General features: G+C 57.4%; 17 protein-coding genes. 12 read left to right on the top strand and 5 right to left on the bottom strand.

The window, feature by feature from the left end; genetic code table 11:
- Positions 1–27: 27 nt before the first annotated feature.
- Both mfd and VV869_RS00345 read right to left on the bottom strand, forming a co-directional pair.
- Positions 28–3,483 (bottom strand): transcription-repair coupling factor, encoded by a 3,456-nt coding sequence (gene mfd / locus VV869_RS00350; RefSeq protein ID WP_337733038.1) that lies wholly within the window; start codon positions 3,481–3,483, stop codon positions 28–30.
- A gap of 4 nt (positions 3,484–3,487) precedes the next feature.
- Entirely contained in the window at positions 3,488–4,060 is a 573-nt protein-coding gene (locus VV869_RS00345; RefSeq protein WP_337733037.1) for a PilZ domain-containing protein, read from the bottom strand.
- Between the two features lie 187 nt (positions 4,061–4,247).
- Here VV869_RS00345 and lolC point away from each other — a divergent pair, with 187 nt between their 5' ends.
- The 3 genes from lolC to lolE are packed head-to-tail and all read left to right on the top strand — an operon-like array spanning position 4,248 to position 7,382.
- Positions 4,248–5,456 carry a lipoprotein-releasing ABC transporter permease subunit LolC gene (gene lolC, locus VV869_RS00340; protein ID WP_337733036.1) on the top strand — a complete coding sequence of 403 codons (1,209 nt, stop codon included), beginning with the start codon at positions 4,248–4,250 and terminating at the stop codon, positions 5,454–5,456.
- Positions 5,449–6,138: a lipoprotein-releasing ABC transporter ATP-binding protein LolD gene (gene lolD, locus VV869_RS00335; protein ID WP_337733034.1), complete on the top strand. Its 690-nt coding sequence runs from the start codon at positions 5,449–5,451 to the stop codon at positions 6,136–6,138. Before lolC ends, lolD begins: the two co-directional genes overlap by 8 nt.
- Positions 6,138–7,382 (top strand): lipoprotein-releasing ABC transporter permease subunit LolE, encoded by a 1,245-nt coding sequence (gene lolE / locus VV869_RS00330; protein ID WP_337733033.1) that lies wholly within the window; start codon positions 6,138–6,140, stop codon positions 7,380–7,382. Before lolD ends, lolE begins: the two co-directional genes overlap by 1 nt.
- Positions 7,383–7,715: 333 nt before the next feature.
- Here lolE and VV869_RS00325 read toward each other — a convergent pair whose 3' ends face one another.
- Positions 7,716–8,225 (bottom strand): DUF2062 domain-containing protein, encoded by a 510-nt coding sequence (locus tag VV869_RS00325; RefSeq protein WP_337733032.1) that lies wholly within the window; start codon positions 8,223–8,225, stop codon positions 7,716–7,718.
- 32 nt (positions 8,226–8,257) lie between these two features.
- Here VV869_RS00325 and VV869_RS00320 point away from each other — a divergent pair, with 32 nt between their 5' ends.
- The 5 genes from VV869_RS00320 to kdsB all read left to right on the top strand — a co-directional run bounded on the left by VV869_RS00320 (position 8,258) and on the right by kdsB (position 14,411).
- Positions 8,258–10,639 (top strand): DNA internalization-related competence protein ComEC/Rec2, encoded by a 2,382-nt coding sequence (locus VV869_RS00320; protein WP_337733031.1) that lies wholly within the window; start codon positions 8,258–8,260, stop codon positions 10,637–10,639.
- Positions 10,640–10,731: 92 nt separating this feature from the next.
- A complete protein-coding gene (gene msbA / locus VV869_RS00315) occupies positions 10,732–12,489 on the top strand; it encodes a lipid A ABC transporter ATP-binding protein/permease MsbA (protein ID WP_337733030.1) in 1,758 nt (585 codons plus the stop codon).
- Complete coding sequence (gene lpxK / locus VV869_RS00310; RefSeq protein WP_337733029.1) at positions 12,489–13,505, top strand: tetraacyldisaccharide 4'-kinase; 1,017 nt, start codon at positions 12,489–12,491, stop codon at positions 13,503–13,505. The genes msbA and lpxK overlap by 1 nt, the downstream gene beginning before the upstream one ends.
- Positions 13,486–13,665, top strand: coding sequence for a Trm112 family protein (locus VV869_RS00305; protein ID WP_255390053.1), 180 nt, complete (start codon positions 13,486–13,488; stop codon positions 13,663–13,665). The genes lpxK and VV869_RS00305 overlap by 20 nt, the downstream gene beginning before the upstream one ends.
- On the top strand, positions 13,665–14,411 hold the full coding sequence (gene kdsB / locus VV869_RS00300; RefSeq protein ID WP_337733028.1) for a 3-deoxy-manno-octulosonate cytidylyltransferase: 747 nt from the start codon (positions 13,665–13,667) through the stop codon (positions 14,409–14,411). Before VV869_RS00305 ends, kdsB begins: the two co-directional genes overlap by 1 nt.
- 264 nt (positions 14,412–14,675) lie before the next feature.
- On the opposite strand, the gene VV869_RS00295 is transcribed toward kdsB, so the two are convergent.
- Together VV869_RS00295 and elyC are read right to left on the bottom strand one after the other, a co-directional pair.
- Complete coding sequence (locus VV869_RS00295) at positions 14,676–16,067, bottom strand: L-cystine transporter (protein WP_337733027.1); 1,392 nt, start codon at positions 16,065–16,067, stop codon at positions 14,676–14,678.
- A 279-nt stretch (positions 16,068–16,346) separates the two neighbouring features.
- A complete protein-coding gene (elyC, locus tag VV869_RS00290) occupies positions 16,347–17,192 on the bottom strand; it encodes an envelope biogenesis factor ElyC (RefSeq protein ID WP_337733026.1) in 846 nt (281 codons plus the stop codon).
- 120 nt (positions 17,193–17,312) lie between these two features.
- On the opposite strand from elyC, the gene cmoM reads away from it, so the two are divergent.
- Genes cmoM through mukB form a run of 4 tightly spaced genes read left to right on the top strand, consistent with a single transcriptional unit; the run spans position 17,313 to position 24,661 of the window.
- Positions 17,313–18,149: a tRNA uridine 5-oxyacetic acid(34) methyltransferase CmoM gene (gene cmoM / locus VV869_RS00285; protein WP_337733025.1), complete on the top strand. Its 837-nt coding sequence runs from the start codon at positions 17,313–17,315 to the stop codon at positions 18,147–18,149.
- Positions 18,146–19,468 (top strand): chromosome partition protein MukF, encoded by a 1,323-nt coding sequence (gene mukF / locus VV869_RS00280; protein ID WP_337733024.1) that lies wholly within the window; start codon positions 18,146–18,148, stop codon positions 19,466–19,468. The genes cmoM and mukF overlap by 4 nt, the downstream gene beginning before the upstream one ends.
- Positions 19,449–20,195 (top strand): chromosome partition protein MukE, encoded by a 747-nt coding sequence (gene mukE / locus VV869_RS00275; RefSeq protein ID WP_337733022.1) that lies wholly within the window; start codon positions 19,449–19,451, stop codon positions 20,193–20,195. Before mukF ends, mukE begins: the two co-directional genes overlap by 20 nt.
- Positions 20,195–24,661: a chromosome partition protein MukB gene (gene mukB / locus VV869_RS00270; RefSeq protein ID WP_337733021.1), complete on the top strand. Its 4,467-nt coding sequence runs from the start codon at positions 20,195–20,197 to the stop codon at positions 24,659–24,661. Before mukE ends, mukB begins: the two co-directional genes overlap by 1 nt.
- Positions 24,662–24,843: the final 182 nt, after the last annotated feature.

Genomic DNA, 24,843 nt, shown 5'->3' with positions numbered 1-24,843 from the left:
ATTATACCCCGTACAATAGTGCTTCTATTATAGAGTGTTTTCAGCCAGCTTTGTTAAAAGGCCGTCAACATATTGAATGCGTTTGTCCTTGCCGCTCATCGGCGCCATCATTTTCAGTTTGGTCGGGCCTTCCATCCGGTAATGCTGCGGTTGCGATTGTAGCAGACTGACCAGGAAACCCGGATCGATTGACGCATTTTGGGCAAATTCGATATAGCCGCCCTTGTCGCCGGCTTCAATCCGGCGCACTCCGATGTCAGCAGCTTTGAGCTTGAGCTTGTTGAGGGTCAGTAGGTTGCTGGCCGCATCCGGCAATAGCCCGAACCGGTCGATCAGCTCGACTTTCAGCTCGCCCAGGGCAGTGTCGTTGTCGGCACTGGCAATGCGCTTGTAGAGCGACAGGCGGGTATTGATGTCCGGAATGTAATCATCCGGCAGCAACGCCGGCAGGCGCAGCTCCACTTCCGTCTGCTCGCGCAGCAAATCATCGAGCGACGGCTCTTTGCCGGCTTTGAGTGCCTCGACCGCCTGCTCCAGCATTTCCATAAACAGGGTAAAGCCAACCGACTGGATTTGACCGCTTTGCTCATCGCCCAGCAGCTCCCCGGCGCCACGAATCTCCAGGTCATGGGTTGCCAGGGTAAACCCGGCACCCAGATCTTCGAGCGAAGCGATGGCTTCGAGGCGTTTGACGGCATCTTTGGTCATCCGCTTCGGATGCGGGGTCAGCATATAGGCGTAAGCCTGGTGATGCGAGCGGCCGACCCGACCGCGCAACTGGTGCAGCTGGGCCAGACCGAGATGATCAGACCGGTTGATGATAATGGTATTGGCTGTCGGGACGTCGATCCCGGTTTCGATGATCGTGGTGCAGACCAGCAGGTTGAAACGCTGATGGTAGAAGTCACTCATGATCTTCTCCAGCTCGCGCTCGCGCATCTGGCCGTGGGCAAAGGTGATCCGGGCCTCGGGGATCAGCTTGGCCAAGTCCTCGGCAGTCTTTTCAATCGAATCGACATCATTGTGGAGGAAGTAGACCTGCCCGCCGCGCATTATTTCCCGCAGTGCGGCTTCGCGAACCAGCATGTCTTCGTACTCGCGGACAAAGGTCTTGATCGCCAGACGGCGTGACGGTGGCGTTGCGATAATCGACAGATCCCGCATCCCGCTCATGGCCATATTCAGGGTCCGTGGGATCGGTGTGGCGGTGAGGGTCAGGATATCGACATCCGCCCGCAGCGACTTGATTTTCTCTTTCTGGCGTACCCCGAAGCGGTGCTCCTCGTCGACAATCAGCAGGCCGAGATCCCGGTACTTCACTGAGGCGTTGAGCAGCTTGTGGGTGCCGATCAGAATATCGATCTTGCCTTCGGCGACATCGGCCAGAATCTGTTTCTGCTCTTTGGCGGTTTTGAAGCGCGACAGCACCTCAACCCGCACCGGGGTGTTGGCGAAGCGGTCGCGGAAGTTCTCGAAGTGTTGCTGGGCCAGCAGGGTGGTCGGCACCAGCACGGTAACCTGCTTGTTGTTGTCGACCGCCACAAACGCAGCCCGCATCGCCACTTCGGTTTTGCCGAAGCCGACATCGCCGCACACCAGGCGGTCCATGGCTTTGGCCTGACACATATCCGACAGCACGGCGTTGATTGCCAGCGCCTGATCGTGGGTCTCTTCAAACGGGAAGCCGGTGCAGAAATCGGCATAGGCTTCGCGATCCAGGGTGAACTTAAAGCCCGGTTTCATTTCGCGTTTGGCGTAGACATCGAGCAGCTCGGCGGCAACGTCGCGCACTTTCTCGGCCGCTTTCTTGCGGGCCTTGGCCCAGGTTTCGCCGCCCAGCTTGTGGATCGGGGCTGTGTCTTCGGCACCGCCGGAGTAGCGGCTGATCAGGTGCAGTGACGCCACCGGGACGTAAAGTTTGGCACCGCCCTGGTATTCCAGCGTGACGTATTCGGTTTTCAGGCCGCCTGCTTCCAGGGTTTGCAGGCCCTGATACCGGCCGATGCCATGTTCGAGATGGACCACCGGCTGGCCGATTTGCAGTTCGGCCAGGTTGCGGATAATGGTATCGGTATTGATGACTTTCTTGTCATCGCGGCGACGGCGTTGGACCACGCGCTCACCGAGCAGATCACTTTCACAGATCAGGGCCAGGGCCGGCTCGGCAAGCATAAAGCCTTGTTCGGCGGCACCAATGATCAGGGTGAACTTGTCCGCAGCCGCAACGGCGTCAATCAGGCTGTGGCAGACTCGCGGCCGCAGCTTGATCCGGGCCAGCAGATCCAGCAGGGCTTCCCGGCGGCCTTCAGAGGCGACCGAGAACACGATTTTACCGTCGAATTGCTCGGCAAAGCGGCGAAGTTCGGCCAGTGGCTCCTTCAACTGATGGTTGATCGTCAGCGACGGCACCGGCGTTAAAGCCGGGTTGAACCGCCCGGCTTTGTCGGCTTCCGGCTCACGGCGTAGCCGAACCTGCGGCAGTTGCTTGAAGCCGGCGAACATCTCTTCTTTGGTCAGCCACAGCTCGGACGGGCTGAGCAGCGGGCGCAGTGGATCGACCCGGCGCTGATCATAGCGATAGGCGGCATCGCTGAGGAAGTGATCAACCGCAGGTTCCAGCTCGCCGATGGTCAGCAGCAGGCTGGCGTCCGGCAGGTAGTCGAACAGGGTTTCGGTCTGTTCGAAGAATAGCGGCTGCCAGTATTCAATCCCCGCCGGCCAGGTGCGTTTGCTGACCTGCTGGTAAATGGATTCCGGTTCGCGGCGGGCTTCAAAGCGCTCGCGCCAGCGCATGCGGAAATTCTCCACCGCTAGGTCGTCGGTCGGGAATTCGTGGGCCGGGAGCAGGTGGATCTGGTCGATCTCTCCGGTTGAGCGCTGGGTTTCCGGCTCAAACTGGCGGATGGAGTCGACTTCGTCATCAAAAAAGTCAATCCGGTACGGCTGGTTGCTGCCCATCGGGAACAGATCCAGCAATGAGCCGCGGCTGGCATATTCGCCGTGCTCCATCACCTGATCGACATGGCGGTAGCCGGCCGCTTCAAGCTGCATGCGCAGTTTCTCCAGTGACAGGCGATCGCCTTTGCGGACCATCAGGGCGTGTTGGTGAATAAACTCGCGCGGCGTCAGTCGCTGGAGCAGGGTGCTGATCGGGACCAGGAGGATCCCGTCGGTTTGCGTCGGCAGCCTATACAACCGGGCCAGGCGATCAGAAATAATGTCTTGATGTGGCGAAAAGTTGTCGTAGGGCAGGGTTTCCCAGTCCGGGAAGACACTGACGTCAAGATCGGTGAACTGACTGACTTCCGGCTGGAGTCGTAAGGCCGTTTGGGTGTCCGGCACGACCGCCAGCACGGGGCCTGGATGCGCCTGGGCCAGCTCGGCCAGCGATAAAGCCAGCGCTGCACCGGAAACATTGCCGATAAATCGGTTATCCCCTGGCTTACCGGGCAGGGGGAGCGAAAGGAGTTGATGTGGTTTCATGAGCTTATTGGTTTTCGGTTCGCTGTTGCGCGCGCTGGCGCAGGAGTTTTTGCTGAACATACAGGGCGGCGCGGATCAGCAGATCCTGATCATCTTCCTGCAAACGAATATATTTCAGCGTGATTTCAAACGTATCGCCTTTTTCCCGGCAGTCCGTCACCTCGGCATAGCAGTACACTGCCGCAGACGGCTTGTCTAAGAATAGCTTTACCCGGGTATAACGGCCGACCTGAAAAGGCTGGGTCGCGGTAAAAGTGAGTTGGCTGGCGCCGAAAGTCTCGGTGGTATAGCGCAGTGCCGGGTTGTCTTGTTGCGACAGGACAAAGGAGAGCAACAGGTTAATTTTGTTGTTCTGCGCTTTGAGATAGTCCAACAGCAGTTGGTTGTCTTTCTGGGCAAGTTTGCCGAGAGACTGCTCAATGCCTTCTTCGAAACCGGAGCATTCACTGGCGACACGAAACAGGGGCGGGATCTCCAGGAGGAACGCTGGCTCGTCGGGCAGGGACTCCCCGTCCGCGAGTCGTTCGACATTAATGGTTAGCCCGGCGTGGACTGAAAAATACTCGTCCTGGTTCATGTCATACTCACGTCATGATTACTATTCTTCGATTATCACTTACCCGTGGTCATCGAGCAAGCAAAGGGCGGCGCAGTGTTCATTTTACCTGCTGTTTTCTCGCCAGTTTTCGCCTCCGGATGGTAATCCCGTCCGGCAACGGTTATTCTTGCTGGCAGTTTACAACAGGATGGTATCGACTCGGTTTATGTTTCATCCAGTCTCATTTTTTATTGGCTTGCGGTACCTGCGGGGGCGCTCCGGGGATCGCTTTAGCCGCTTTGTCTCTTATATGTCCACCGCCGGGATCACCATCGGGGTCTTGGCCCTGGTGACGGTGCTGTCGGTGATGAATGGCTTCGAGCAGCAATTGAAGTCGCGGATCCTCGGGGTGATGCCTCAGGCCGTGATCTCCCAGCCTGACGGCCGTATGGTTCGTGAACCGGCGCCACCGGCTGCCTTGACGGCCTTGCCGTATGTCTCGATGGTGACACCGCTGACCCGCAGCGAGGCCATTGTGCAGAGTGCGGCGTCGCTGTCTGCCGGGATGATGCTGGGCATCGATCCCAATGCCTATGAGCCGCTCGGCTATCATCTGGTTCAGGGCAAGCTGTCGAACCTGACGCCGGGGAGTTACCGGGTCATTATGGGCCAGGCGCTGGCCGGCCAGCTGGGGGTGAAGGTGGGTGACAAAGTGCGCCTGATGGTCACCAGTGCCAGCCAATATACGCCGATTGGTCGGATCCCGAGTCAGCGCAATTTTGTGGTTGAAGGCATTTTTAACGCCAGTTCAGATGTCGACAAACAACTGCTGCTGACCAACATCACCGACGCCGGACGCTTGCTGCGCTACAAATCGAATGAAATGACCGGCTGGCGCTTGTTTGTTGATGATCCGTTTGTGGTCACCGAGCTGGCTGAGCAGCCGTTACCGCATGAGTGGGTGTGGTCTGACTGGCGTCAGCAATTGGGCGAGTTGTTCCAGGCCGTGAAAATGGAAAAGAACATGATGGGCTTGATGCTGGGGCTGATCATCGGGGTGGCGGCTTTTAATATCATCTCCGCGCTGATCATGGTGGTGATGGAGAAGCAGGCGGAGGTCGCGATCCTCAAAACTCAGGGTATGACCAGCCGTCAGGTGTTACTGGTCTTTATCGTTCAGGGGGCCAGCAGCGGGGTGATTGGTGCCGTGACCGGCGGCGTGCTGGGCACGTTGCTGGCGTTGAATCTGAATACAGTACTGTCGGTGCTGGGCGTTCGGTTGCTGATGGTCGGCGGCTCCCTGCCGGTGGTCGTCAAACCGATGCAAATTGTTATTGTGGTTGTCGGGGCGATTGTCCTGAGCTTGCTGGCAACCGTGTTTCCTTCTTATCGTGCAGCATCTGTACGTCCTGCTGAGGCATTACGTTATGAGTAATTCACTATTGGTTTGTCACGCCCTGCGCAAGGTGTATCGCGAGGCGCAACTCGAAACGGAAGTGCTGAAAAATGTCGGGTTTGCCATTAATGCCGGCGAGCTGGTCGGGATTGTCGGGGCGTCCGGCTCCGGCAAAAGTACGTTGCTGCACTTGCTGGGCGCGCTGGATGAGCCGACCAGCGGCGATGTGTTTTTCAAGGGCCAGAAGCTCAATGCCATGAGTTCGGGCAAGCAGGCGAAAATCCGCAACCGGGAACTGGGCTTTGTGTATCAGTTTCACCACCTGCTGGCCGATTTCAGTGCGGTGGAGAATGTCGCGATGCCGTTGCTGATTGGCGGGCTGGCAGCGGAAAAGGCCCGGGCGAAAGCGGAAAGTATGCTGGAGCAGGTCGGGCTGAAACATCGCTTTGAACATCGTCCGGCAGAGCTCAGTGGCGGTGAGCGCCAGCGGGTGGCGATCGCCCGGGCGCTGGTGAATGAGCCGGCGATTGTGCTGGCCGATGAGCCCACGGGGAATCTGGACCATAAAACCGCGCTGGAGATTTATGATTTGATGCGCAAGCTGAATCAGGAATCTGGCACGGCGTTTCTGGTGGTGACCCATGATAATGAGCTGGCGAGCAAGTTGGATCGTTGTATGAACATGCAAGATGGCGTGCTGACCCAAGTTGAGGTGGCCTGATGTTCCGACCGCTTTCTCTGTTCATCGGTAGCCGGTTCAGCCGGGCCAAACAGCGCAACCGGATGGTGTCGTTTATTTCGGTCTCGTCCATGTTGGGGATTGCTGTTGGGGTTGCTGTGATTATTATCGGCCTGTCGGCGATGAACGGCTTTGAGCGTGAGCTGCAAAATCGGGTGCTGGCGGTGATCCCGCATGGGGAGTTGGAGGCCGTCAAACCGCCGTTTACCGACTGGCAGCCGATTCTGGAGACCGTGGAGTCGCACCCGCGGGTGACGGCTGCTGCGCCTTATATTCGTTTTACTGCCTTGCTTGAAAAAGGCACTAACCTCAAAGCCGTTGAAGTGCGCGGTGTGAATCCGGCGCAGGAGCGCAAGGTCAGCACACTACCGAATTTTGTCCGGGACGGGGCCTGGGATCAGCTGACGGCTGGTCAGAAACAGGTCATTCTGGGTCAGGGCATTGCGGATCAGCTGGGGATCATGGAAGGTGACTGGATCACAGCGATGATCCCGAATCCGGATCCGGCGCTGCAGCTCAAGGCACCGCATCGAATCCGGCTCCAGGTTATCGGATTGCTGGCCCTGGGCGGACAGCTTGATCACAATCTGGCGCTGATCCCACTGGCGGATGCTCAGCAGTATTTATCCATGGGCGAGGGGATCTCCGGGATTTCACTCAATGTCGACCAGGTGCTGGAAGCGCAGGCGGTTGTTCGGGAGGTCGGTTTTACCTTGCCGGTGTATGTTTATCTCAAGAGCTGGAATCAGAAATATGGCTACCTGTACCGGGATATACAGATGGTCCGGACCATTATGTATCTGGTGATGGTGCTGGTGATTGGCGTTGCCTGTTTCAATATCGTCTCTACCCTGATGATGGCGGTGAAGGACCGCGCGGCTGATATCGCGATTCTCCGGACCATGGGTGCCGGTGACGGGCTGGTGAAGGCGATCTTTATCTGGCATGGCCTGCTTTCCGGGGTGGTCGGCAGTGGACTGGGCTCTTTGTTGGGGGCGCTGGTGGCGCTGAATCTGACCACCATGCTGAAAGGGCTGGAAAGGGTGCTGGGACACCAATTCCTGTCCGGTGACATCTACTTCGTTGATTTTCTTCCGACCGAGCTGGCGTTGCAGGACGTGGTGATTGTGGCCGTGACGGCGATAGCGCTGAGCTTGCTGGCGACCTGGTATCCGGCCAGACGTGCCAGCCGCTTGCAACCGGCCCAAGTGTTGAGTGCGAAATAAGAGTGCACTGCCGCGCGGTGGCTGCATCCTTCCGTGATCTCCGTCCGTCGTCGGACGGGGCATTTTATTGCGCCGAGACCATTTGCTGTTTCGATAAAGCTTAGACTGTGTTGGTATCGCTTGGACTATTCAGGAAGGGCTGGACAGTTTTAGGTAGATCCGGGGCTGCGAGGCAAATCATGTTCTGAGATGCATGTGCTACGTTGTGCGATTCCGGGAAAATGGCTGGCTCGCAATTCATGGCTAGAGATTGCCCGCCCGCTTGTCCGCGATGTGAATCGCGGCCATAAAAAACCTCGCATGGGCGAGGTTTTTTTATGACTGGAGCACAGGTTAGCGGAACCGGCGGCGATTCCAGCTGCGTACCACGGAATAGCGCCACAGGCCACGGATCCCGAAGTAGCCGACCAGGGCACAGGCCACGCCGCTGACCGTACAGCCCAGCAGGAACGGAGGTCCGATTTGGCTCATTTGGTGCAGCAGAAACTCCCAGGAAAGTTCGAAATGAAAAGGTTGGTGGGGAGCATTCATCAGCCAGGCACCGAGCTTGTAAGCGCCGTAGAACAGCACCGGCATGGTCACCGGATTACTGACCCAAACCAGGCAGACCGACAGCGGCAGGTTGACACTAAACAGAATCGCCAGTCCGGCCGCCATGATCATCTGGCTGGGCAACGGGACGAACGCCATAAACAGGCCAACAGCAAACGCCCCCGACGCAGAACGCCGGTTGAGGCACCACAGGTTTGGGTTGTAAAGCACATTTCCGAAAATCTTCAGCGCTTTCTGGCGCTTGATCACGTCATGGCTTGGCAAGAAACGTCTTATAACTTGTCTTGGCATTTTATTTCAATTGTGATTGTGGCAATACGGTTATGAACCAAGCCTTAGCCGGTATTGCAGCAGGGATATTATCGCTTCATTTCTGGCCGCAGGTTCCAGGATATCTCTGGTTTGTGACAGCCTTAATGATAGGTGGTTTTATTTCATCTGTTGGGCGGTTCAAATGGATAAGCTGGGTGGTTGTCGGCGCGCTGATCGCAAAAACAGGCGCAACGGCTTATCTTGAAGCTGTCGAGATGATCCCCCTTGAGCGTCAGAATATTACCATAGCTGGCGAAGTTAGTAGCCTATTAAATCAAAATATCCCTATTCGCGATGTTGAGTTCACGCTGGATACTTTCAATCATCAGCCATTGCCGTTGGGGACAAAACTCCGGGTGCGGCTGGAATGGCCGCAAGCGCCCCTGCTCAGACTAGGGCAGCGCTGGCAACTGGATGTACGGCTCAAACGGCCATATGGTCGGGTCAATCAGGCCGGGTTTGATGCCGAGCGGTATTTTCTGGCGCACGGACTGCATGGCCGGGGGCTGGTGATCCAGGCGCAACCACTCGCTGCGACAGCGCCGCCGGCGTGGCGCCAGCAATTGTTCGATCAGGTCACCGCCCTGACCCAGGCCCTCAATTACCAACCTTACTTGCTGGCACTGAGTTTCGGGTTTCGTGATGGCCTGACCCATCAGGATTGGCTGCTCCTGCGTGACAGCGGGTTGGCGCACTTGATGGCGATCTCTGGCTTACATATCGGCCTGGCGGTCGGGTGCGGCTGGTGGCTGGGGCGGGTGATCCGTGGCCTGAGCCCGGAACATCCCCGGCTGCTCTGGTTGCCGATGTGGCTGGCGTTATTGCTTGCTTTCAGTTACGCCTGGTTGGCCGGGTTCAGCCTGCCGACGCAACGGGCGCTGCTGACGTGCCTGCTGGTGTTGGGGCTCATTCGTTTGCGGGTTCAGTGGCCGGGCTGGCAGGTGATGCTGGTGGCTTTGGTCCTGTGTTTGGTCCTCAATCCGTTGGGCTCCTACGGCGCCGGATTCTGGCTCTCCTTCGCAGCCGTCTGGATTCTCTATTGTGCCAACCTTGCCGGGGTTCAGCCCCGTCCAGTCAGCCAGCCGACCCGGTTTCAGACGCTGCTCGATCGGTTCAAATCTCTGGCTTTGATGCAGGGCGTGCTGTTGTTGCTGATGTTACCGGTGCAATGGCAGTGGTTCGGAGGGATCTCGCTGGTCGCGCCGGTAGTGAATTTTCTGGCCGTACCCTGGGTCAGCCTGGTGACGGTACCGCTGGTATTGGCCGCGCTGGCTACCCTGTGGCTGCCGACAATCTCCGGTACGTTGTGGTGGCTGGCCGATCGCTCTCTGGTTCCGGTGCTGGCACTCGCGGCGCAGGCGGAAGGTGCCTGGTGGGATATCCCTACCCGGGGTATGGTGTATCTGCTCGGTGGCATCTTGCTCCTGGTGGTGATGTGGTTTGTCCCCATCCGTCGTCATAAAGCCTGGTTTCTGGTGGTGGCGCTGGTGATGGCCGGCTGGTACGGCTGGCCGGGTCGGGATAGTCATTTGCGTCCGTCGGAGTTAGCGGCAGGCTGGCAGGTGGACATGCTGGATGTCGGTCATGGATTGGCGCTGTTGATTCGACGCAATGGTCGGGCGGTGCTGTATGACACCGGGAATCGCTGGGAGCAGGGCAGTATCGCCAATGCGGTGATTGAACCGGTGCTGCGCCGTGACGGTATCACCCGGTTGGATGGTCTGATCCTCAGCCACGCCGACAGCGATCACGCCGGTGGGGTAGCGGATGTGCTGTCGCGACTGCAGCCCCAGTGGCGACGCAGCAGTGATCGCCGGGCGGGCTTTGCGCCGTGTGTACGGGGCGAGACATGGCAGTGGCAGCAATTGGATTTTCGGGTGCTGTGGCCACCAAAACAGGTGGCCCGGGCAGCCAATCCTCACTCCTGTGTGATTGAAATTCAGGACTCGGCACTGTCCCCTGATGCGCCGGTGTCTGTGTTGCTGACCGGGGATATCGATTCTATTTCTGAGCTGTTGCTGGCCCGGCTTGAGCCGTCGCTCAATCCGGATATTCTGCTGGTGCCGCATCACGGCAGTAAGACCTCGTCAACCGCGACTTGGTTGGCGACCATGCAGCCGGACTTCGCACTGGTTTCGGCGGCGCGCTACAGCCCCTGGCAGTTGCCGTCTCCGATGGTACGTCAGCGCTATCTTGATAAGGGGGCGCAGTGGCTCAATACCGCAGCACACGGACAAGTTACGGCACAGATTGATCAGGGCGTCATTGCGATCACCCGCTATCGCCAGGATGTGCATGGAGGCTGGTTTCGGGCGGTGGGATTCGGGAGCTCACGAGAGCAGCCTGAGCCTGTTTCGCCGAATCAATTGTCGGAACAGGTGCTTAAAAACTGAGCGGCACTGATCCTCCGGGCCGGAACTTATTTGGTGCATCGGCACGAAGCGAGTAGAATGTGGCGAATTGACTTCAAGAAAAACCGGTTTTCATGACACAAGCAACAGATCAATCCACTTGGGATACGTTTAAGCGGCTTTGGCCATCCATCAGCCTGTATAAATCCGGGCTTGCCGTGGCCGTGGTCGCGTTGATCATCAGTGCTGCCAGTGATGCCCTGATGCTCTCGATGATTAAGCCATTGATGGATGAAAGCTTCGGGGGACTGGACGCCCTGGAATCAAATTTTCTGGCGATGATGCCTTTCTATCTGCTGGGGCTGATGATCATGCGCGGCGTCAGCGGGTTTATTTCCACTTATTGTCTGTCCTGGGTGTCGGGAAATGTGGTGATGCGGCTGCGTCGCCAGATGTTTAATCATTTCATGCATATGCCGGTTGGTTTTTTCGATAAAGAATCCTCGGGCAAGCTGCTGTCGCGGATCACCTATGATTCCGAACAGGTGGCTGCGGCCACCAGTGGCGCTTTGGTCAGCCTGGTGCGTGAGGGCGCGATGATCGTTGCGCTGATGGGACTGATGTTCTGGAACAGCTGGCAACTGTCGGCGATTTTGCTTGTGATTGCGCCGATCGTTGCGGTGAGTATCCGGATCGTTTCGAAGCGTTTTCGTAAAATTTCCAAAAACATGCAAGATGCCATGGGCTCGGTCACGGCCTCAGCTGAGCAGATGCTGAAAGGGCACAAAGTCGTCCTGAGCTTCGGTGGTCAGCAGGTCGAAAAAGAGCGTTTTGAGCAGGTCAGTAATGTGATGCGCCAGCAGACAATGAAGCTGGTGTCGGCTCAGGCGATTGCAAACCCGGTGATCCAGGTGATTGCTTCGATGGCTCTGGTAGTGGTGCTGGTACTGGCTAATACCGAGACGCTGCGTAATGAGTTGACCCCGGGGACCTTTGCCCTGGTCTTCAGTTCGATGTTCGGCCTGATGCGCCCGCTCAAGGCGCTGACCAATGTGACCTCTCAGTTCCAGCGTGGTATGGCTGCTTGTCAGACGCTGTTTGGCCTGATGGAGCTGGAAACAGAAAAAGATCACGGCACTTATGCGCCGAAGCGTGTGAAAGGGGACATTGAAGTGAATGATGTCACCTTTACCTATCCAACCAAGGACGCACCGGCACTGCGGCATGTCAGCTTCTCGCTGCCGGCCGGTCAGACCCTGGCATTGGTCGGTCGTTCCGGTTCGGGCAAGAGTACCATTGCCAATCTGTTGACCCGCTTTTACGACATTGATTCGGGCAAAATCACCATCGATGGTCATGAATTGCAGGATTACAAGTTGGCAAACCTGCGTCAGCAGGTGGCCGTGGTGTCGCAGAATGTTCACTTATTTAACGACACCATCGCTAACAATATTGCGTATGCCTGCGAGAATGAATACAGCCGGGAAGAAATCGAACGGGCAGCGAAGCTGGCCTATGCGATGGACTTTATTGAAGGCATGGAGCACGGCCTGGACACCATGATCGGGGAGAATGGCGTCAGCCTGTCCGGCGGTCAGCGCCAGCGTCTGGCGATTGCTCGTGCCTTGCTGCGTGATGCGCCGGTGCTGATCCTCGATGAAGCCACCTCGGCGCTGGATACCGAATCCGAGCGTGCGATTCAGGCAGCGCTGGATGAGCTGCAAAAAGACCGTACTGTGCTGGTGATTGCCCACCGTTTGTCGACGATTGAAAATGCGGATCAAATCCTGGTGGTTGATGAGGGTGAAATCATCGAGCGCGGTGTGCATGCCGACCTGCTGGCGCAGGACGGTGCCTACGCCCAGCTGCACCGGATCCAGTTTGGTGAATAATGGCGAATTGGGTTGAAAAAATCTGGTTTGAGCACCACCCGCTCGGGGTGGTACTCAAACCTTTGCTCTGGCCATTGAGTCAGTTGTTCGGCTGGATCAGCCGTCGCCGTCGCCGCCAGTATCAAAGCGGCCGGAAGCCAGCGTATCGCGCGCCGGTGCCAGTGGTGGTAGTTGGCAATATTACTGCCGGGGGCAACGGTAAAACCCCGGTGGTGGTCTGGCTGGTGGAGCAGCTCAAGGCCAGAGGGCTTAAGCCCGGCGTGGTATCGCGCGGTTATGGGGCCAAGGCGCCGTATTATCCGTTCCCGGTGACCAGCGAGACCCCGACGGCAGAAGCCGGTGATGAGCCGGTGTTGATCCATCGCCGTACCGGGGTGCCGGTGGCAGTGTCACCCAAGCGCTCGGAAGCAGTTGAGCTGTTGCTGGGGCAGGGTGTCGATATCATCATTACCGATGATGGCCTGCAGCATTATGCTCTGGCGCGGGATATCGAAATTGTGGTGATTGACGGCCAACGCCGGTTCGGTAACGAACAGCTGATCCCGCTGGGGCCGTTGCGGGAGTCCTGTGCGCGGCTGGCAGAAGTGGATTTTCTGATTTGCAACGGCGGTGAGGCGCAGCCGGGAGAAGCGCAGATGGCGCTTCAGCCGTCCGAGCTGATTAACCTGAAAACCGGTGAACGCCGTCCGGTTTCGGCGCTGCAAGACGTGGTTGCCATGGCCGGGATCGGCCATCCGCCGCGTTTTTTTCATACACTGAAAATGCTGGGGGTCACACCGGTGGTGAGTCAGCCGTTTGCGGATCATCAGGCCTTCTCCGAGCAAGAATTAACACAGCTGGCCCGACAGGGACAGCATCTTATCATGACCGAGAAAGATGCGGTGAAATGCCACACCTTCGCTCAGTCAAACTGGTGGTACCTGCCGGTGGATGCCGAACTTTCGGCGCCCGAGGCGGATGCCATCATGACCCGGATTATTGAGGTAAAGGAAGAATATGGATCATCGTCTGCTTGAAATCGTGGCCTGCCCGGTCTGTAAAGGGAAGCTGAACTACGATAAAGACAAGAATGAACTGGTATGCAAGTTTGACCGTCTGGCCTATCCGATCAACGACGGGATCCCGGTGCTGCTTGAGCCTGAAGCGCGTACCTTAAGCTCTGATGAGGTGAAGTAATGGCGTTCACGGTGATTATCCCGGCGCGCTACCAGTCTTCCCGCTTGCCGGGCAAGCCACTGGCAGATATCGGTGGGAAGCCGATGATCCAGTGGGTCTATGAACAAGCAAGTAAAGCCGGGGCCGAGCAGGTGATCGTCGCGACGGATGATCAGCGGATTGTCGATGTGGTTAAAGGTTTCGGCGGTGAAGTCTGCCTGACCCGCGCAGATCACGAATCCGGCACCGAGCGTCTGGCTGAGGTCGTCGAGCAATATCAGCTGGCTGATGATCAGATTGTGGTGAATGTGCAGGGTGACGAGCCGTTGATCCCTGAAACCATCATTCGCCAGGTCGCGGATAATCTGGCCCGCAGCGACGCGCCGATGGCGACGCTGGCGGTCGAAATTGACCATGCCGATGAAGTGTTTAATCCTAACGCGGTTAAAGTCGTCACCAATAAAGACGGCTACGCGATGTATTTCAGCCGGGCCTCGATCCCCTGGGATCGCGACAATTACGCCAAGCGTCCGCAGGAGATCCATCATAACCTGATGCGACATATCGGGATCTATGCCTATCGCGCCGGGTTTATTAATACCTACATCAACTGGGAGCCGAGTGCGCTGGAGAAAATCGAAGCGCTGGAGCAACTTCGGGTGCTGTGGTACGGCGAGAAAATCCATGTTGAAGTCGCGATTGATGCGCCGCCTGCGGGCGTTGATACGCCGGAAGATCTGGATAAGGTTCGCCAGCTGATTGGCTGATTTTCCTGTAAGGGACATCATATGAAGAAGGGCTGCTGATGAAGGCAGCCCTTTTTGTATCTGTGGACTTCAGCTGAGAGCAACGCGAGCCGCAAAGCCGATCGCAAAGTCGGTTGCAAAGAGCTGGCGGCCGTAGCGATGAATTCAGTGAGTGGTATATTCCCCTAGCGGCAGCAAACAAAAAGGCCACCCGGAGGTGGCCTTGGCAATCTTGAGCTTAACCGTGAAAGGTTTAAGCGTAGACAGTTTTCAGCGTAGACAGGTTTAAGCGTTGACCGGCTTACTGTCGACTTCTTGGTCAGCTTCGAACACTGCGTGGTCCGCCTGACCCAGCAGACGCGCTGTAATTGTCCCTGCGGTCATTGAGCCACTGACGTTGACGGCTGTACGGCCCATGTCAATCAGCGGTTCGATAGAGATCAGCAGGCCCGCCAGAGCCACCGGCATATCTAGTGCCGAGAGCACAATCAGGGCGGCAAAGGTCGCGCCACCGCCAACCCCGGCGATGCCGAACGAGCTGATGGTAATGATGGCAATCAGCGTCAGCATGAAGCCCGGATCCAGCGGGTTAATGCCGATGGTCGGGGCAATCATGACGGCCAGCATCGCCGGGTACAGACCGGCACAGCCGTTCTGGCCCATGGTGGCACCGAACGACGCCGAGAAGTTTGACACGCCTTCCCCATTGCCCAGTTTTTTCACCTGAGTATCGATGTTAAACGGCAGTGTCCCGGCACTGGAGCGTGAGGTAAACGCGAACGTCAGCACCGGCAGGATCTTCTTCAGGAAGCGGATAGGATTCACACCAACCAGCGAGACCAGCACCAGATGCATCACCAGGATCAGGCCCAGACCGACGTATGAAGCCACGACAAAGTTCGCCAGGCTCAGGATATCGTCGTAGTTCGACCCGGCAACCACTTTGGTCATCAGCGCCAGCACACCGTATGGCGTCAGGCTCAGGACCATGCGAACCAGGGTACGGACGATTTCTTGCGCCACTTGCATGAATTTCTCGAAGCTGGCACCCAGTTCCGGCTGAGTCCGGATCACCGTCAGACCAGCCACACCGACAAAGGCAGAGAAAATGACGACCGCAATGGTTGAGGTCGGACGGCTGCCGGCCAGATCAGCAAACGGGTTGCCCGGGAAGAAGGAGATCACCATGTCAGCAAATGACAGGGCTTCTACGGTCCCCAGACGGTTTTCCAGCACTTCGCCGCGGGCGATTTCGCGGGCGCCCTGAACAATCCCTTCAGCAGACAAGCCGAACAGGTTGCTGATCAGAATCCCGATCAGGGCCGACGCTGCCGTGGTTGCCAGCAGGATGCCGATACTCAGGCCAGAGATTTTACCCAGCGAGCCGGAGTCTTTGACTTTAATGATGGCACCGATGATCGAGACCATGATCAGCGGCATGATGATCATTTTCAGCAGGCTGACATAGCCGGCACCGACAATATTGATGTATTCCAGCGTGTTGGCAATGATGTCGCTGCCGCCACCATAGACCAGTTGCAGGGCGGCTCCGAAAAGAACCCCCAGCCCCAGGCTGGTAAAGACGCGCTTAGACAGTGTTTGTTCACTGCGTTGTTGTTTGACCAGAAACGCCACAAGCAACGCAAAAACAGCGATGTTGATGATCAGGAAATGCATGGTGTTGAGCCTTAAAAGGTTGTTTGAGCCTGAAAATTCCCTGTGCAGGCTGATGTATAAGAATGAATATGACGCGCAATCTTATGATCGACGTCTCGAAAGCGAAACGGTTTTTAATATCTTTTGATATGAAAAAATCGAACAATTTAAAACATTTTGGAATATGGCGCTCGACGTGCGCAATTTGATGAGAATTTGCCCTGTTTTTCCGGAGTTCATTAGACGATTGCCCGGCCAGTCAGTGGCCGGACAATCGAAGGCAAGGTTTGTCAGGGGATGTCAGGAAGGTTGAACCGCGACCGGTTGTGTCAGTTGGGTCGAGACTTGCGTGTCTTCGAGCGGTTTCGCCGGCTCCGGCTTCGGTGCGGCCAGTTGATCGCGCAGGCTTTGCCACCATTGCCCCATGGTTTCGTGCCAGTAGCGTTCAGTTTGCTCCAGGTATTTGGCCTGTGGCTTATAGCGCTCCCACGGTTGCTTGATTTTGTTGCTGGCCAGGAAGTTGGTCGGTGCCGGCGTCGGCTTGAGGCCGGCCTGTTCAAATTCATACAGCGCACGGGTCATATGGCTGGCTGAGGTCACCAGCACCAGTTTTTTGTCGCCGACCACCGAGGCAGCTTGGAAGGCTTCTTCCCAGGTATCGCGGGCCGTTTCCAGCAGCAGAATGTCATTCTTCTTGGCCCCGAGCGCCAGCGCAACTTTGGCCATCATCCGGGCCTGGCTGACGCCGGAGCCGCCGCCGTAACCGGAGAGGATCAGCTTGGACTCAGGATACAGGCGATGGATTCGTAATCCTTCTGCCAGTCGCATCAGGGAGGTCCGTGACAGCTCAGAAGTGATCGGCATCGCGTGGTCAATCACATGGCCGCTACCCAGCACCATGACGAAGTCGACGGTTTCCGCTGAGGGAATAAACGGTTCGTTCTCCCGCTCCAGCGGACGCAGCAGGCTGGTCGCGATGGGCTGGAAGGACACCAGGAAGATCCCAAGGAAGGCAAAGGCAATGCACACCGACGCCAATCCCTTGCGGCGGGTAAACCAGAGCAGCATCAGGCCGATGAACCCGAGGAGCAGTAGGGCGGGCAATGGCATTAGCAGCGCAGAAATTATTTTTTTTAGTTCAAACATGGAATGTCGTCCGAAAATTCAGCAGTTGAGCTCGAAAAATCATCACAAGCCTTTATTCCTTGCTTGCTTGTGCCAAAATGAGCCCTATTTTTCCAACCGCTATCATATCGTAAAGCTGACGTGATCAAAGATCGAAATTTTGACGACCTGGCGCAAAAGTTTGCCAAAAGCATTTATGGCACGGCGAAAGGTGAAATCCGCCAGTCGGTCGTCTGGCAGGATCTGGCGCAGATCCTGACTGTCCTGGACGCCGGGCAGCCGCTGCAGATCCTCGATGCCGGGGGCGGGCTGGGCCAGTTGTCACAGAAGCTGGCCGCGTTGGGCCACCAGGTCATGTTATGTGATCTTTCTGGTGAAATGCTCAAGTTAGCCGAGCAGGACATTGCCAATAATGGCCTGCTTGCGCAATATCGCCTGGTTCACAGCCCGGTGCAGGCCATCGGCGAGCACCTTGACGAGCCGGTTGACCTGATCCTGTTTCACGCCGTGATGGAGTGGTTGGCCGATCCGAAGGCGGCACTGGACTATTTGATGCAGCAGGTGCGTCCGGGTGGGGTGATCTCCGTCATGTTCTACAACTACAACGGCCTGCTGTTTAAAAATCTGCTCTGCGGCAACCTGACCCACATTGAGCAGGGAATGCCGCATCGTAAGCGGTTTAAGCTCCAGCCCCAGCAAGCGCTGGTGCCGGACGACGTTTATCAGTGGCTGACGGACGCCGGGATGACCATTTTGGGCAAAACCGGCGTGCGCACGTTTCATGACTATATGCAGACCCACATGGTCGGCGACTACAGTCTTGAACAAGTTATCGAGATGGAGCAGAAGCTCTGTCGACAGGAGCCTTATTTGTCTCTGGGCCGGTACATTCATGTATACGCGCAAAAGCCGTTTGCAGGCGGCGCAGCCCCGGAGCAAGAGGCGTATAAAAGTAACCGCAATAAGGACAACGGATGAGTGATGTATCCCAGACCGTTCCGGAGTTGGTCAGTTGGGTTCGGCAGCATGAGTTTGCCCTGAACCTGCCAACCGAGCGGCTGGCGTTCTTGTTGGCGATTGCTGTCTTGAGCGGCGATCGTTTTGATGAAGAATTAGGGGAAGGGGAGCTGATCGACGCGTTTCGCATTGTCAGCGAGATGTTTGAACAGACCCAGGAGACCCTGGCCTTTCGCGCCAACAACGCCATCAATGAGCTGGTCCGGCAACGGCTAATCACCCGATTTACCAGCGAACTCACCGACGGAGCCAGTATCTACCGCCTCAGCCCGCTAGCGCTGGGGATCACGGATTATTATGCCCGTCAACGTGAATACTCCTCGCTCAAGTTGTCGATTCAGCTGGCCATGGTGGCTGATGAGATCACCAAAGCCGTCGAGGCTGCGGAAGAAGGGGGCGACGAGAAGCACTGGCGCCAGGGCGTCTATGCCGTGTTGAAGTATTCGGTGGCGGAAATTTTCGACCGGATCGATCTCAACCAGCGCATCATGGATGAGCAGCAGCAACAGGTCAAAGAAGACATCGCGGCGCTGCTGACCCAGGACTGGCGGGCGGCGATCACCAATTGTGAAAGCCTGCTGAATGAAACCTCCAGTACCCTGCGCGAACTGCAGGACACGCTGCAGGCCGCCGGCGATCAGTTGCAGACCCAGCTGCTGACCATTCAGGAAGCGATTCAGGGCAATCCGGAGCTGGATTTTGTCGACGGGATGATTTACATCCTCCAGGCCAAGTTAGACCGCATTATCAACTGGGGCCAGCAGGCGATTGACCTGTGGATCGGTTATGACCGCCACGTGCACAAGTTCATCCGAACCGCCATTGATATGGACAAGAACCGTGCCTTCAGCCAGCGCTTGCGCCAGTCGGTGAAAGACTATTTTGACGCGCCGTGGGTACTGACGTATGCCGACGCCGAGCGCCTGCTGGATATGCGGGATGAAGCGCTGGTGCTGCGTGACGATGAAGTTACCGGTCTGGTGCCGGAAGAGCTGGAATTTGAAGAGCTGGATCTGGTCAGCGATCAGCTGGCCGAGCAGGTTGCAGCTATGTTGCAGACCCACAAAGAAACCGGGGCTGCCATTAACCTCAGTGTGCTCCTGAAAGATTATTTGGCCCGTCATCCGCAGGCGCAGCATTTTGATTTAGCGCGTCTGGTGATTGATCAGGCAGTCCGGCTCGGCTACTCCGAATCGGACTTCAGTGCGATCCAGCCTGACTGGGAAGCCATTAATGAATACGGAGCCAAGGTACAAGCGAATGTCATCGATAAATATTGAAGAATATATGCCTGAAAAGCTGGCCAAGGCGATTGCGAACCCGCTTTTCCCGGCACTGGATAACGATCTGCGCTCAGGCCGCCACATCGGCAGCGAAGATCTGGACAACCACGCCCTGCTGATTGAATTTGAGCAGGAGCTGGCTCTGTTTTACAAGCGTTACAACGCCGAGCTGGTGCGCGCACCGGAAGGTTTTTTCTACCTGCGTCCACGTTCAACCTCATTGATCAGCCGCTCCGTGCTGTCTGAGATCGATATGCTGGTCGGCAAGGTGCTGTGTTTCCTGTACCTGAGCCCGGAGCGTCTGGCTCAGGAAGGCATTTTCAGCAACCAAGAGCTGTTTGACGAGCTGATGTCGCTGGCTGATGAGCAGAAGCTGATGAAACTGGTGACTCACCGGGCCAGCGGCTCGGATCTGGACCGGGAAAAACTGTTCGACAAGGTGAAAACCTCGCTGCGCCGTCTGCGCCGGATCGGGATGGTGATCCCGGTCGGTGAGAACGGCAAATTTCGCATCAGTGAATCGGTATTCCGCTTCGGCGCTGATGTGCGCACCGGCGACGATATCCGCGAAGCGCAGCTGCGTCTGATCCGTGACGGTGAAGCCGTTGTCGTGCATCAGCAGGAGCCGAGCCAGTCCAGCCTGCTGGATATGGACGAAGAGCATGTGGCCGAAGAACAACTAGAACTGGCCACCGAGCCAGCCGGACAGGAGGATGAAGCCTGATGGAACGCGGTAAGTATCAATCGCTGACAATGGTCAATTGGAACGGCTTTTTTGCCCGGACCTTTGATATTGATAACCTGGTGACCACTCTGTCTGGGGGCAACGGGGCTGGTAAATCGACCACCATGGCGGCCTTCATTACCTCGCTGATCCCGGATCAGAGCCTGCTGCACTTCCGCAATACCACGGAAGCGGGCAGCTCCAATGCCTCGCGCGATAAAGGTCTGCACGGCAAACTGAAGCCGGGCGCCTGTTATGCGGCGCTGGATGTGGTGAACTCGAAACACCAGCGCATCCTGTTTGCCGTGAAGCTGCAACAGGTCGCGGGCCGGGACAAGAAAGTCGATATCAAGCCGTTTATCATTCAGGGTTTGCCGTCACAGGTGAAGCCGACGGATGTACTGGTGGAAACCCTGTCTGAAAATCAGGCCCGGGTTCGTCAGATCAACGAAGTCAAAGATGTCGTGGGCGAGATGGAAGGCGTGCAGTTCAAAGCCTTCAACTCCGTCACCGATTACCATGCGCAGATGTTTGAATTCGGCGTGTTGCCGAAAAAGCTGCGCAACAGCAGCGATCGGGGCAAGTTCTACCGCCTGATCGAAGCCTCGCTGTACGGCGGGATCTCAAGTGCCATCACCCGTTCGCTGCGCGACTACCTGTTGCCGCAAAACACTGGGGTGAAAAAGGCCTTTCAGGATATGGAAGCAGCCCTGCGTGAAAACCGCATGACCCTGGAAGCGATCAAGCTGACCCAGAACGATCGGGATCTGTTTAAGCACCTGATCTCCGAAGCGACCAACTATGTGGCCGCCGACTACATGCGCCACGCCAATGAGCGTCGTAAAAAGCTGGAAACAACCCTGAGCCTGCGTGGCGAGCTGACCGGCTCACGTCAGCAACTGGAAGACCAGCAGCGCGCGCTGAAAAACATGACCGGTGAGCTCGACGAGTTGACCGAGCAGGAAGGGGCGCTGGAGCAGGATCATCAGGCGGCGTCGGATCACCTGCAACTGGTTCAGACGGCGGTGCGTCAGCAGGAGAAAATCGAGCGCTATCGCGAAGATCTCGAAGAGCTGACTGAGCGCCTGGAAGAGCAGGTGATGGTAGTCGAAGAGGCTGCCGAGCAGCTGGCGATGGCTGAAGAGCAGTCGCTGCTGAGCGAAGAAGAAGTCGACAGCCTGAAAACCCAGCTGGCCGATTACCAGCAGGCGCTGGACATGCAGCAAACCCGTGCCCTGCAATACCAGCAGGCCGTCCAGGCGCTGGAAAAAGCCCGTGAGTTGGCTGAGGATCACCAGCTGCTGCCGGATCAGGCGGTGCCGTATCTGGCCCAACTGAAAAAAGAGCAGGAAACCCAGACCACGGCGCTGCTGGCGCTGAAGCACAAGCTGGACATGTCTTCGGCAGCGGCCCGTCAGTTCGATCTGGGCCTGGAGATTGTCACCACCATCGCCGGTGCCGTTGAGCGCTCGGGCGCTGCGGAGAAAGCCCGTGAGTTGATTGCCCATGCCCGCCATTTGCGTGGGATTGCCGATCGGGGTGAGCAGCTGAAATCCCAGTACCGCGATCTGGAGCGCAGCATGCGTAACCAGCGTCAGGCGCTGGAGATGGCCGAGCAATATGCCAAACGCTTTGCAATGACCCTGGATGGCGAGCTGGCGCTGGCAGAAGAGCAGGCCCGTCACGAGGCCACGCTGGAAAGTCTGGAACAGCAACAGGCCGATTTGGTTGAGCAGCGCGGTGAACTGCGCCGTCAGGAGCAGCAACTGGGCGCAGAAATCACTGCGCTGGAAGCCGCTGCGCCAGCCTGGATCGCAGCCTCAGAAGCGCTGGATAAACTGGCCGAGCAGTCGGCACAGGAGCTGTTTGACAGTCAGGCGGTGATGGCCGCCATGCAGCAGACGCTGGACAAAGAGCGCGAGGTATCTTCCTCGCGGGATCAACTGGCGCTGCGCAAACAGCAGCTGGAGCTGGATATTGAGCGTCTGGCACAGCCGGGCGGCAGCGATGATTCGCGTCTGCGCGCGCTGGCCGACACGCTGGGCGGTTGCCTGCTGTCTGAAATTTATGACGACATCACCCTCGCCGATGCGCCGTATTTCAGTGCCATGTACGGCCCGGCCCGTCACGCGATTGTGGTGCCGGACCTGAAAGGGATCAAAGAGAAACTGGTGGCGCTGGACGACTGTCCGGACGATCTCTACATCATTGAAGGCGACGCGGATTCGTTTGATGACAGCGGCTTTGACGTGGATGAGCTGGAGCAGGCAGTTTGCGTGCATCTCAACGATCGTCAACTGCGTTACTCACGTTTCCCGAAAGTGCCGTTGTTCGGCCGTGCGGCCCGTGAACAGCGCCTGGAGCAGCTGCGCGACGCGCGCGATCAGGTGGTGGAAGAGCACGCCAAGGCGGCGTTCGATGCCCAAAAACTGCAGCGTTTGTATCAGAGCTTCAACAGCTTTGTTGCGACCCATATGGGTGTGGCATTCAATGCCGATCCGGAAGCCGCGTTGAAAGTCGCCCGCGACCAGCGCAATCAGATCCAGCGTCAGCTGTCTGAAACTGCGGCGCAAGAGCAGCAACAGCGTAGCCAGCTGGCGGCAGCCCGTGAAGGCCTGACCCTGCTGGGTAAACTGAGCCCGCTGGTCAGCCTGCTGGAAGATGACACCTTGGTGGCGCGCTTTGAAGAAGTCGAGCAGCAGCTGTCGCAGTTAGATGAAGCGTGCAACTACCTGGATCGTCACGGCAAGGCCATTGCCGAGCTGGAAGGGCTGGTGTCGGCGCTGGATGCCGATCCGGAGCAGTTTGATGCCTTGCAGGCCGCATATGAGCAGGCCGACCAGCAGCTTCAGGCGCTGAAGACCAAGATCTTCACCGTGGCCGATCTGGTGGAGCGTCGTCATCACTTCAGCTACGCCGATTCGGTTGAGCTGCTGAGCAAGAGCTCGGAGCTGAATGAGCAACTGAAAGCCAAGCTGGTCGCTGCCGAGCGCGAGCGCAACCGCCATCGTGAAGCACTGAAGCAGAGCCGTGCGCAGGCCAACCAGTACAACCAGCTGTTGGCTTCGCTGAAGAGTTCGCACCAGGCCAAACTGGAAACCGTGCAGGAATTTGAGCGGGATCTGCAAGAGCTGGGTGTGCGCGCCGATGTGGAAGCCGAAGCGCGCGCCCGTCTGCGTCGTGACGAACTGAATGAGCGTCTGCACAGCTCCCGCAGCCGTCGCAGCCAGCTGGAAAAAGCGATCACTTCGGTGGAGCTGGAGCTGAAGGGGCTGGTGAAACGTCTGCGTAAAGTGGGCAAAGATTACCAGGATATTCGCAAGCTGGTGGTGGCCGCGAAAGCCGGCTGGTGTGCCGTCCTGCGTCTGGCGCGCGAGAGCGATGTCGAGCGCCGTCTGCACCGCCGCGAGATGGCCTACATGTCGGCTGATGAGCTGCGTTCGTTGTCGGATAAATCCCTGGGTGCGCTGCGCCTGGCGGTCTCGGATAACGAAGATCTGCGCGATGCGCTGCGGGCTTCGGAAGATGTCTCGCGGCCGGAGCGTAAAGTGCTGTTCTATATTGCCGTGTATCAGCACCTGCGTGAGCGGATCCGCCACGACATTATTCGGACCGATGATCCGGTTGAAGCGATCGAAGAGATGGAAGTGGAGCTGGCCCGCCTGAGCGATGAGTTGTCTGCACGTGAGCAGCGGCTGGCCATCAGTTCGGATTCGGTCGCCAATATCATTCGCAAGACCATTCAGCGTGAGCAGAACCGGATCCGGATGCTGAACCAGGGGCTGCAAAATATCGGCTTCGGCCAGGTGAAAGGCGTGCGCCTGAACGTGAAAGTGCGCGAGACGCACGAATCACTGCTGAGCGGTCTGGCAGAGCAGCAGGACCAACACCAGGATCTGTTCGGCAACCAGCGTCTGTCGTTCTCTGAAGCGATGGCCAAACTGTTCCAGCGCCTGAACCCGCACATCGATATGGGTCAGCGTTCGCCGCAAATCATGGGTGAGGAGCTGCTGGATTACCGCAACTACCTGGAGCTGAGCATTGAAGTCAACCGTGGCACCGACGGCTGGCTGCAGGCGGAATCGGGTGCGCTGTCGACCGGTGAAGCGATTGGTACCGGTCAGGCGATCCTGCTGATGGTGGTGCAGAGTTGGGAAGAAGAGTCCCGTCGTCTGCGTGGCAAAGACATCATTCCGTGTCGCCTGCTGTTCCTCGATGAGGCGGCGCGTCTGGATGCCAAGTCAATCGCCACCCTGTTTGAGTTGTGTGAGCGTCTGGATATGCAGTTGTTGATCGCTGCGCCGGAGAACATCAGTCCGGAGAAAGGGACCACCTACAAGCTGGTGCGGAAGATCTTCAAGGATCGCGAGCACGTGCATGTGGTTGGCCTGCGTGGTTTCGGTCAGGAGCCGAAAACCCCGGTGACGTTCCAGGATGCCCTGGCGCTGGCGTCAGAGCCGGCCTAACGCTGTCAAAACAGAGATCTTTTTATGATAGAGGCCGGGTTTTCCCGGCCTTTTTTGTGTGCATTTCTTATCATTCCTGACCGAATGTCTTGTTCCTAAGATCCTTATCTCATTACTTAATTGCGCCACCGATAAATAATTTGCCCTGCCATAACCCTCTAAAATTTGAACTGTTGGATTCG

The organism is Photobacterium sp. MCCC 1A19761, from assembly GCF_037389125.1.
Classification (GTDB): domain Bacteria; phylum Pseudomonadota; class Gammaproteobacteria; order Enterobacterales; family Vibrionaceae; genus Photobacterium.
Note: the sequence above shows the minus strand (reverse complement) of the source record. Positions and strands in the feature narration are given on the sequence as shown.

Bases quoted from the DNA above. Each gene is read 5' to 3' on its own strand.
- VV869_RS00325 (WP_337733032.1), bottom strand. From the start codon at position 8,225: ATGCCAAGACAAGTTATAAGACGTTTCTTGCCAAGCCATGACGTGATC.
- lolC (WP_337733036.1), top strand. From the start codon at position 4,248: ATGTTTCATCCAGTCTCATTTTTTATTGGCTTGCGGTACCTGCGGGGG.
- VV869_RS00320 (WP_337733031.1), top strand. From the start codon at position 8,258: ATGAACCAAGCCTTAGCCGGTATTGCAGCAGGGATATTATCGCTTCAT.
- mukE (WP_337733022.1), top strand. From the start codon at position 19,449: ATGTCATCGATAAATATTGAAGAATATATGCCTGAAAAGCTGGCCAAG.
- lpxK (WP_337733029.1), top strand. From the start codon at position 12,489: ATGGCGAATTGGGTTGAAAAAATCTGGTTTGAGCACCACCCGCTCGGG.
- elyC (WP_337733026.1), bottom strand. From the start codon at position 17,192: ATGTTTGAACTAAAAAAAATAATTTCTGCGCTGCTAATGCCATTGCCC.
- lolE (WP_337733033.1), top strand. From the start codon at position 6,138: ATGTTCCGACCGCTTTCTCTGTTCATCGGTAGCCGGTTCAGCCGGGCC.
- mukF (WP_337733024.1), top strand. From the start codon at position 18,146: ATGAGTGATGTATCCCAGACCGTTCCGGAGTTGGTCAGTTGGGTTCGG.
- VV869_RS00305 (WP_255390053.1), top strand. From the start codon at position 13,486: ATGGATCATCGTCTGCTTGAAATCGTGGCCTGCCCGGTCTGTAAAGGG.
- msbA (WP_337733030.1), top strand. From the start codon at position 10,732: ATGACACAAGCAACAGATCAATCCACTTGGGATACGTTTAAGCGGCTT.
- VV869_RS00345 (WP_337733037.1), bottom strand. From the start codon at position 4,060: ATGAACCAGGACGAGTATTTTTCAGTCCACGCCGGGCTAACCATTAAT.
- kdsB (WP_337733028.1), top strand. From the start codon at position 13,665: ATGGCGTTCACGGTGATTATCCCGGCGCGCTACCAGTCTTCCCGCTTG.
- mfd (WP_337733038.1), bottom strand. From the start codon at position 3,483: ATGAAACCACATCAACTCCTTTCGCTCCCCCTGCCCGGTAAGCCAGGG.
- mukB (WP_337733021.1), top strand. From the start codon at position 20,195: ATGGAACGCGGTAAGTATCAATCGCTGACAATGGTCAATTGGAACGGC.
- lolD (WP_337733034.1), top strand. From the start codon at position 5,449: ATGAGTAATTCACTATTGGTTTGTCACGCCCTGCGCAAGGTGTATCGC.
- VV869_RS00295 (WP_337733027.1), bottom strand. From the start codon at position 16,067: ATGCATTTCCTGATCATCAACATCGCTGTTTTTGCGTTGCTTGTGGCG.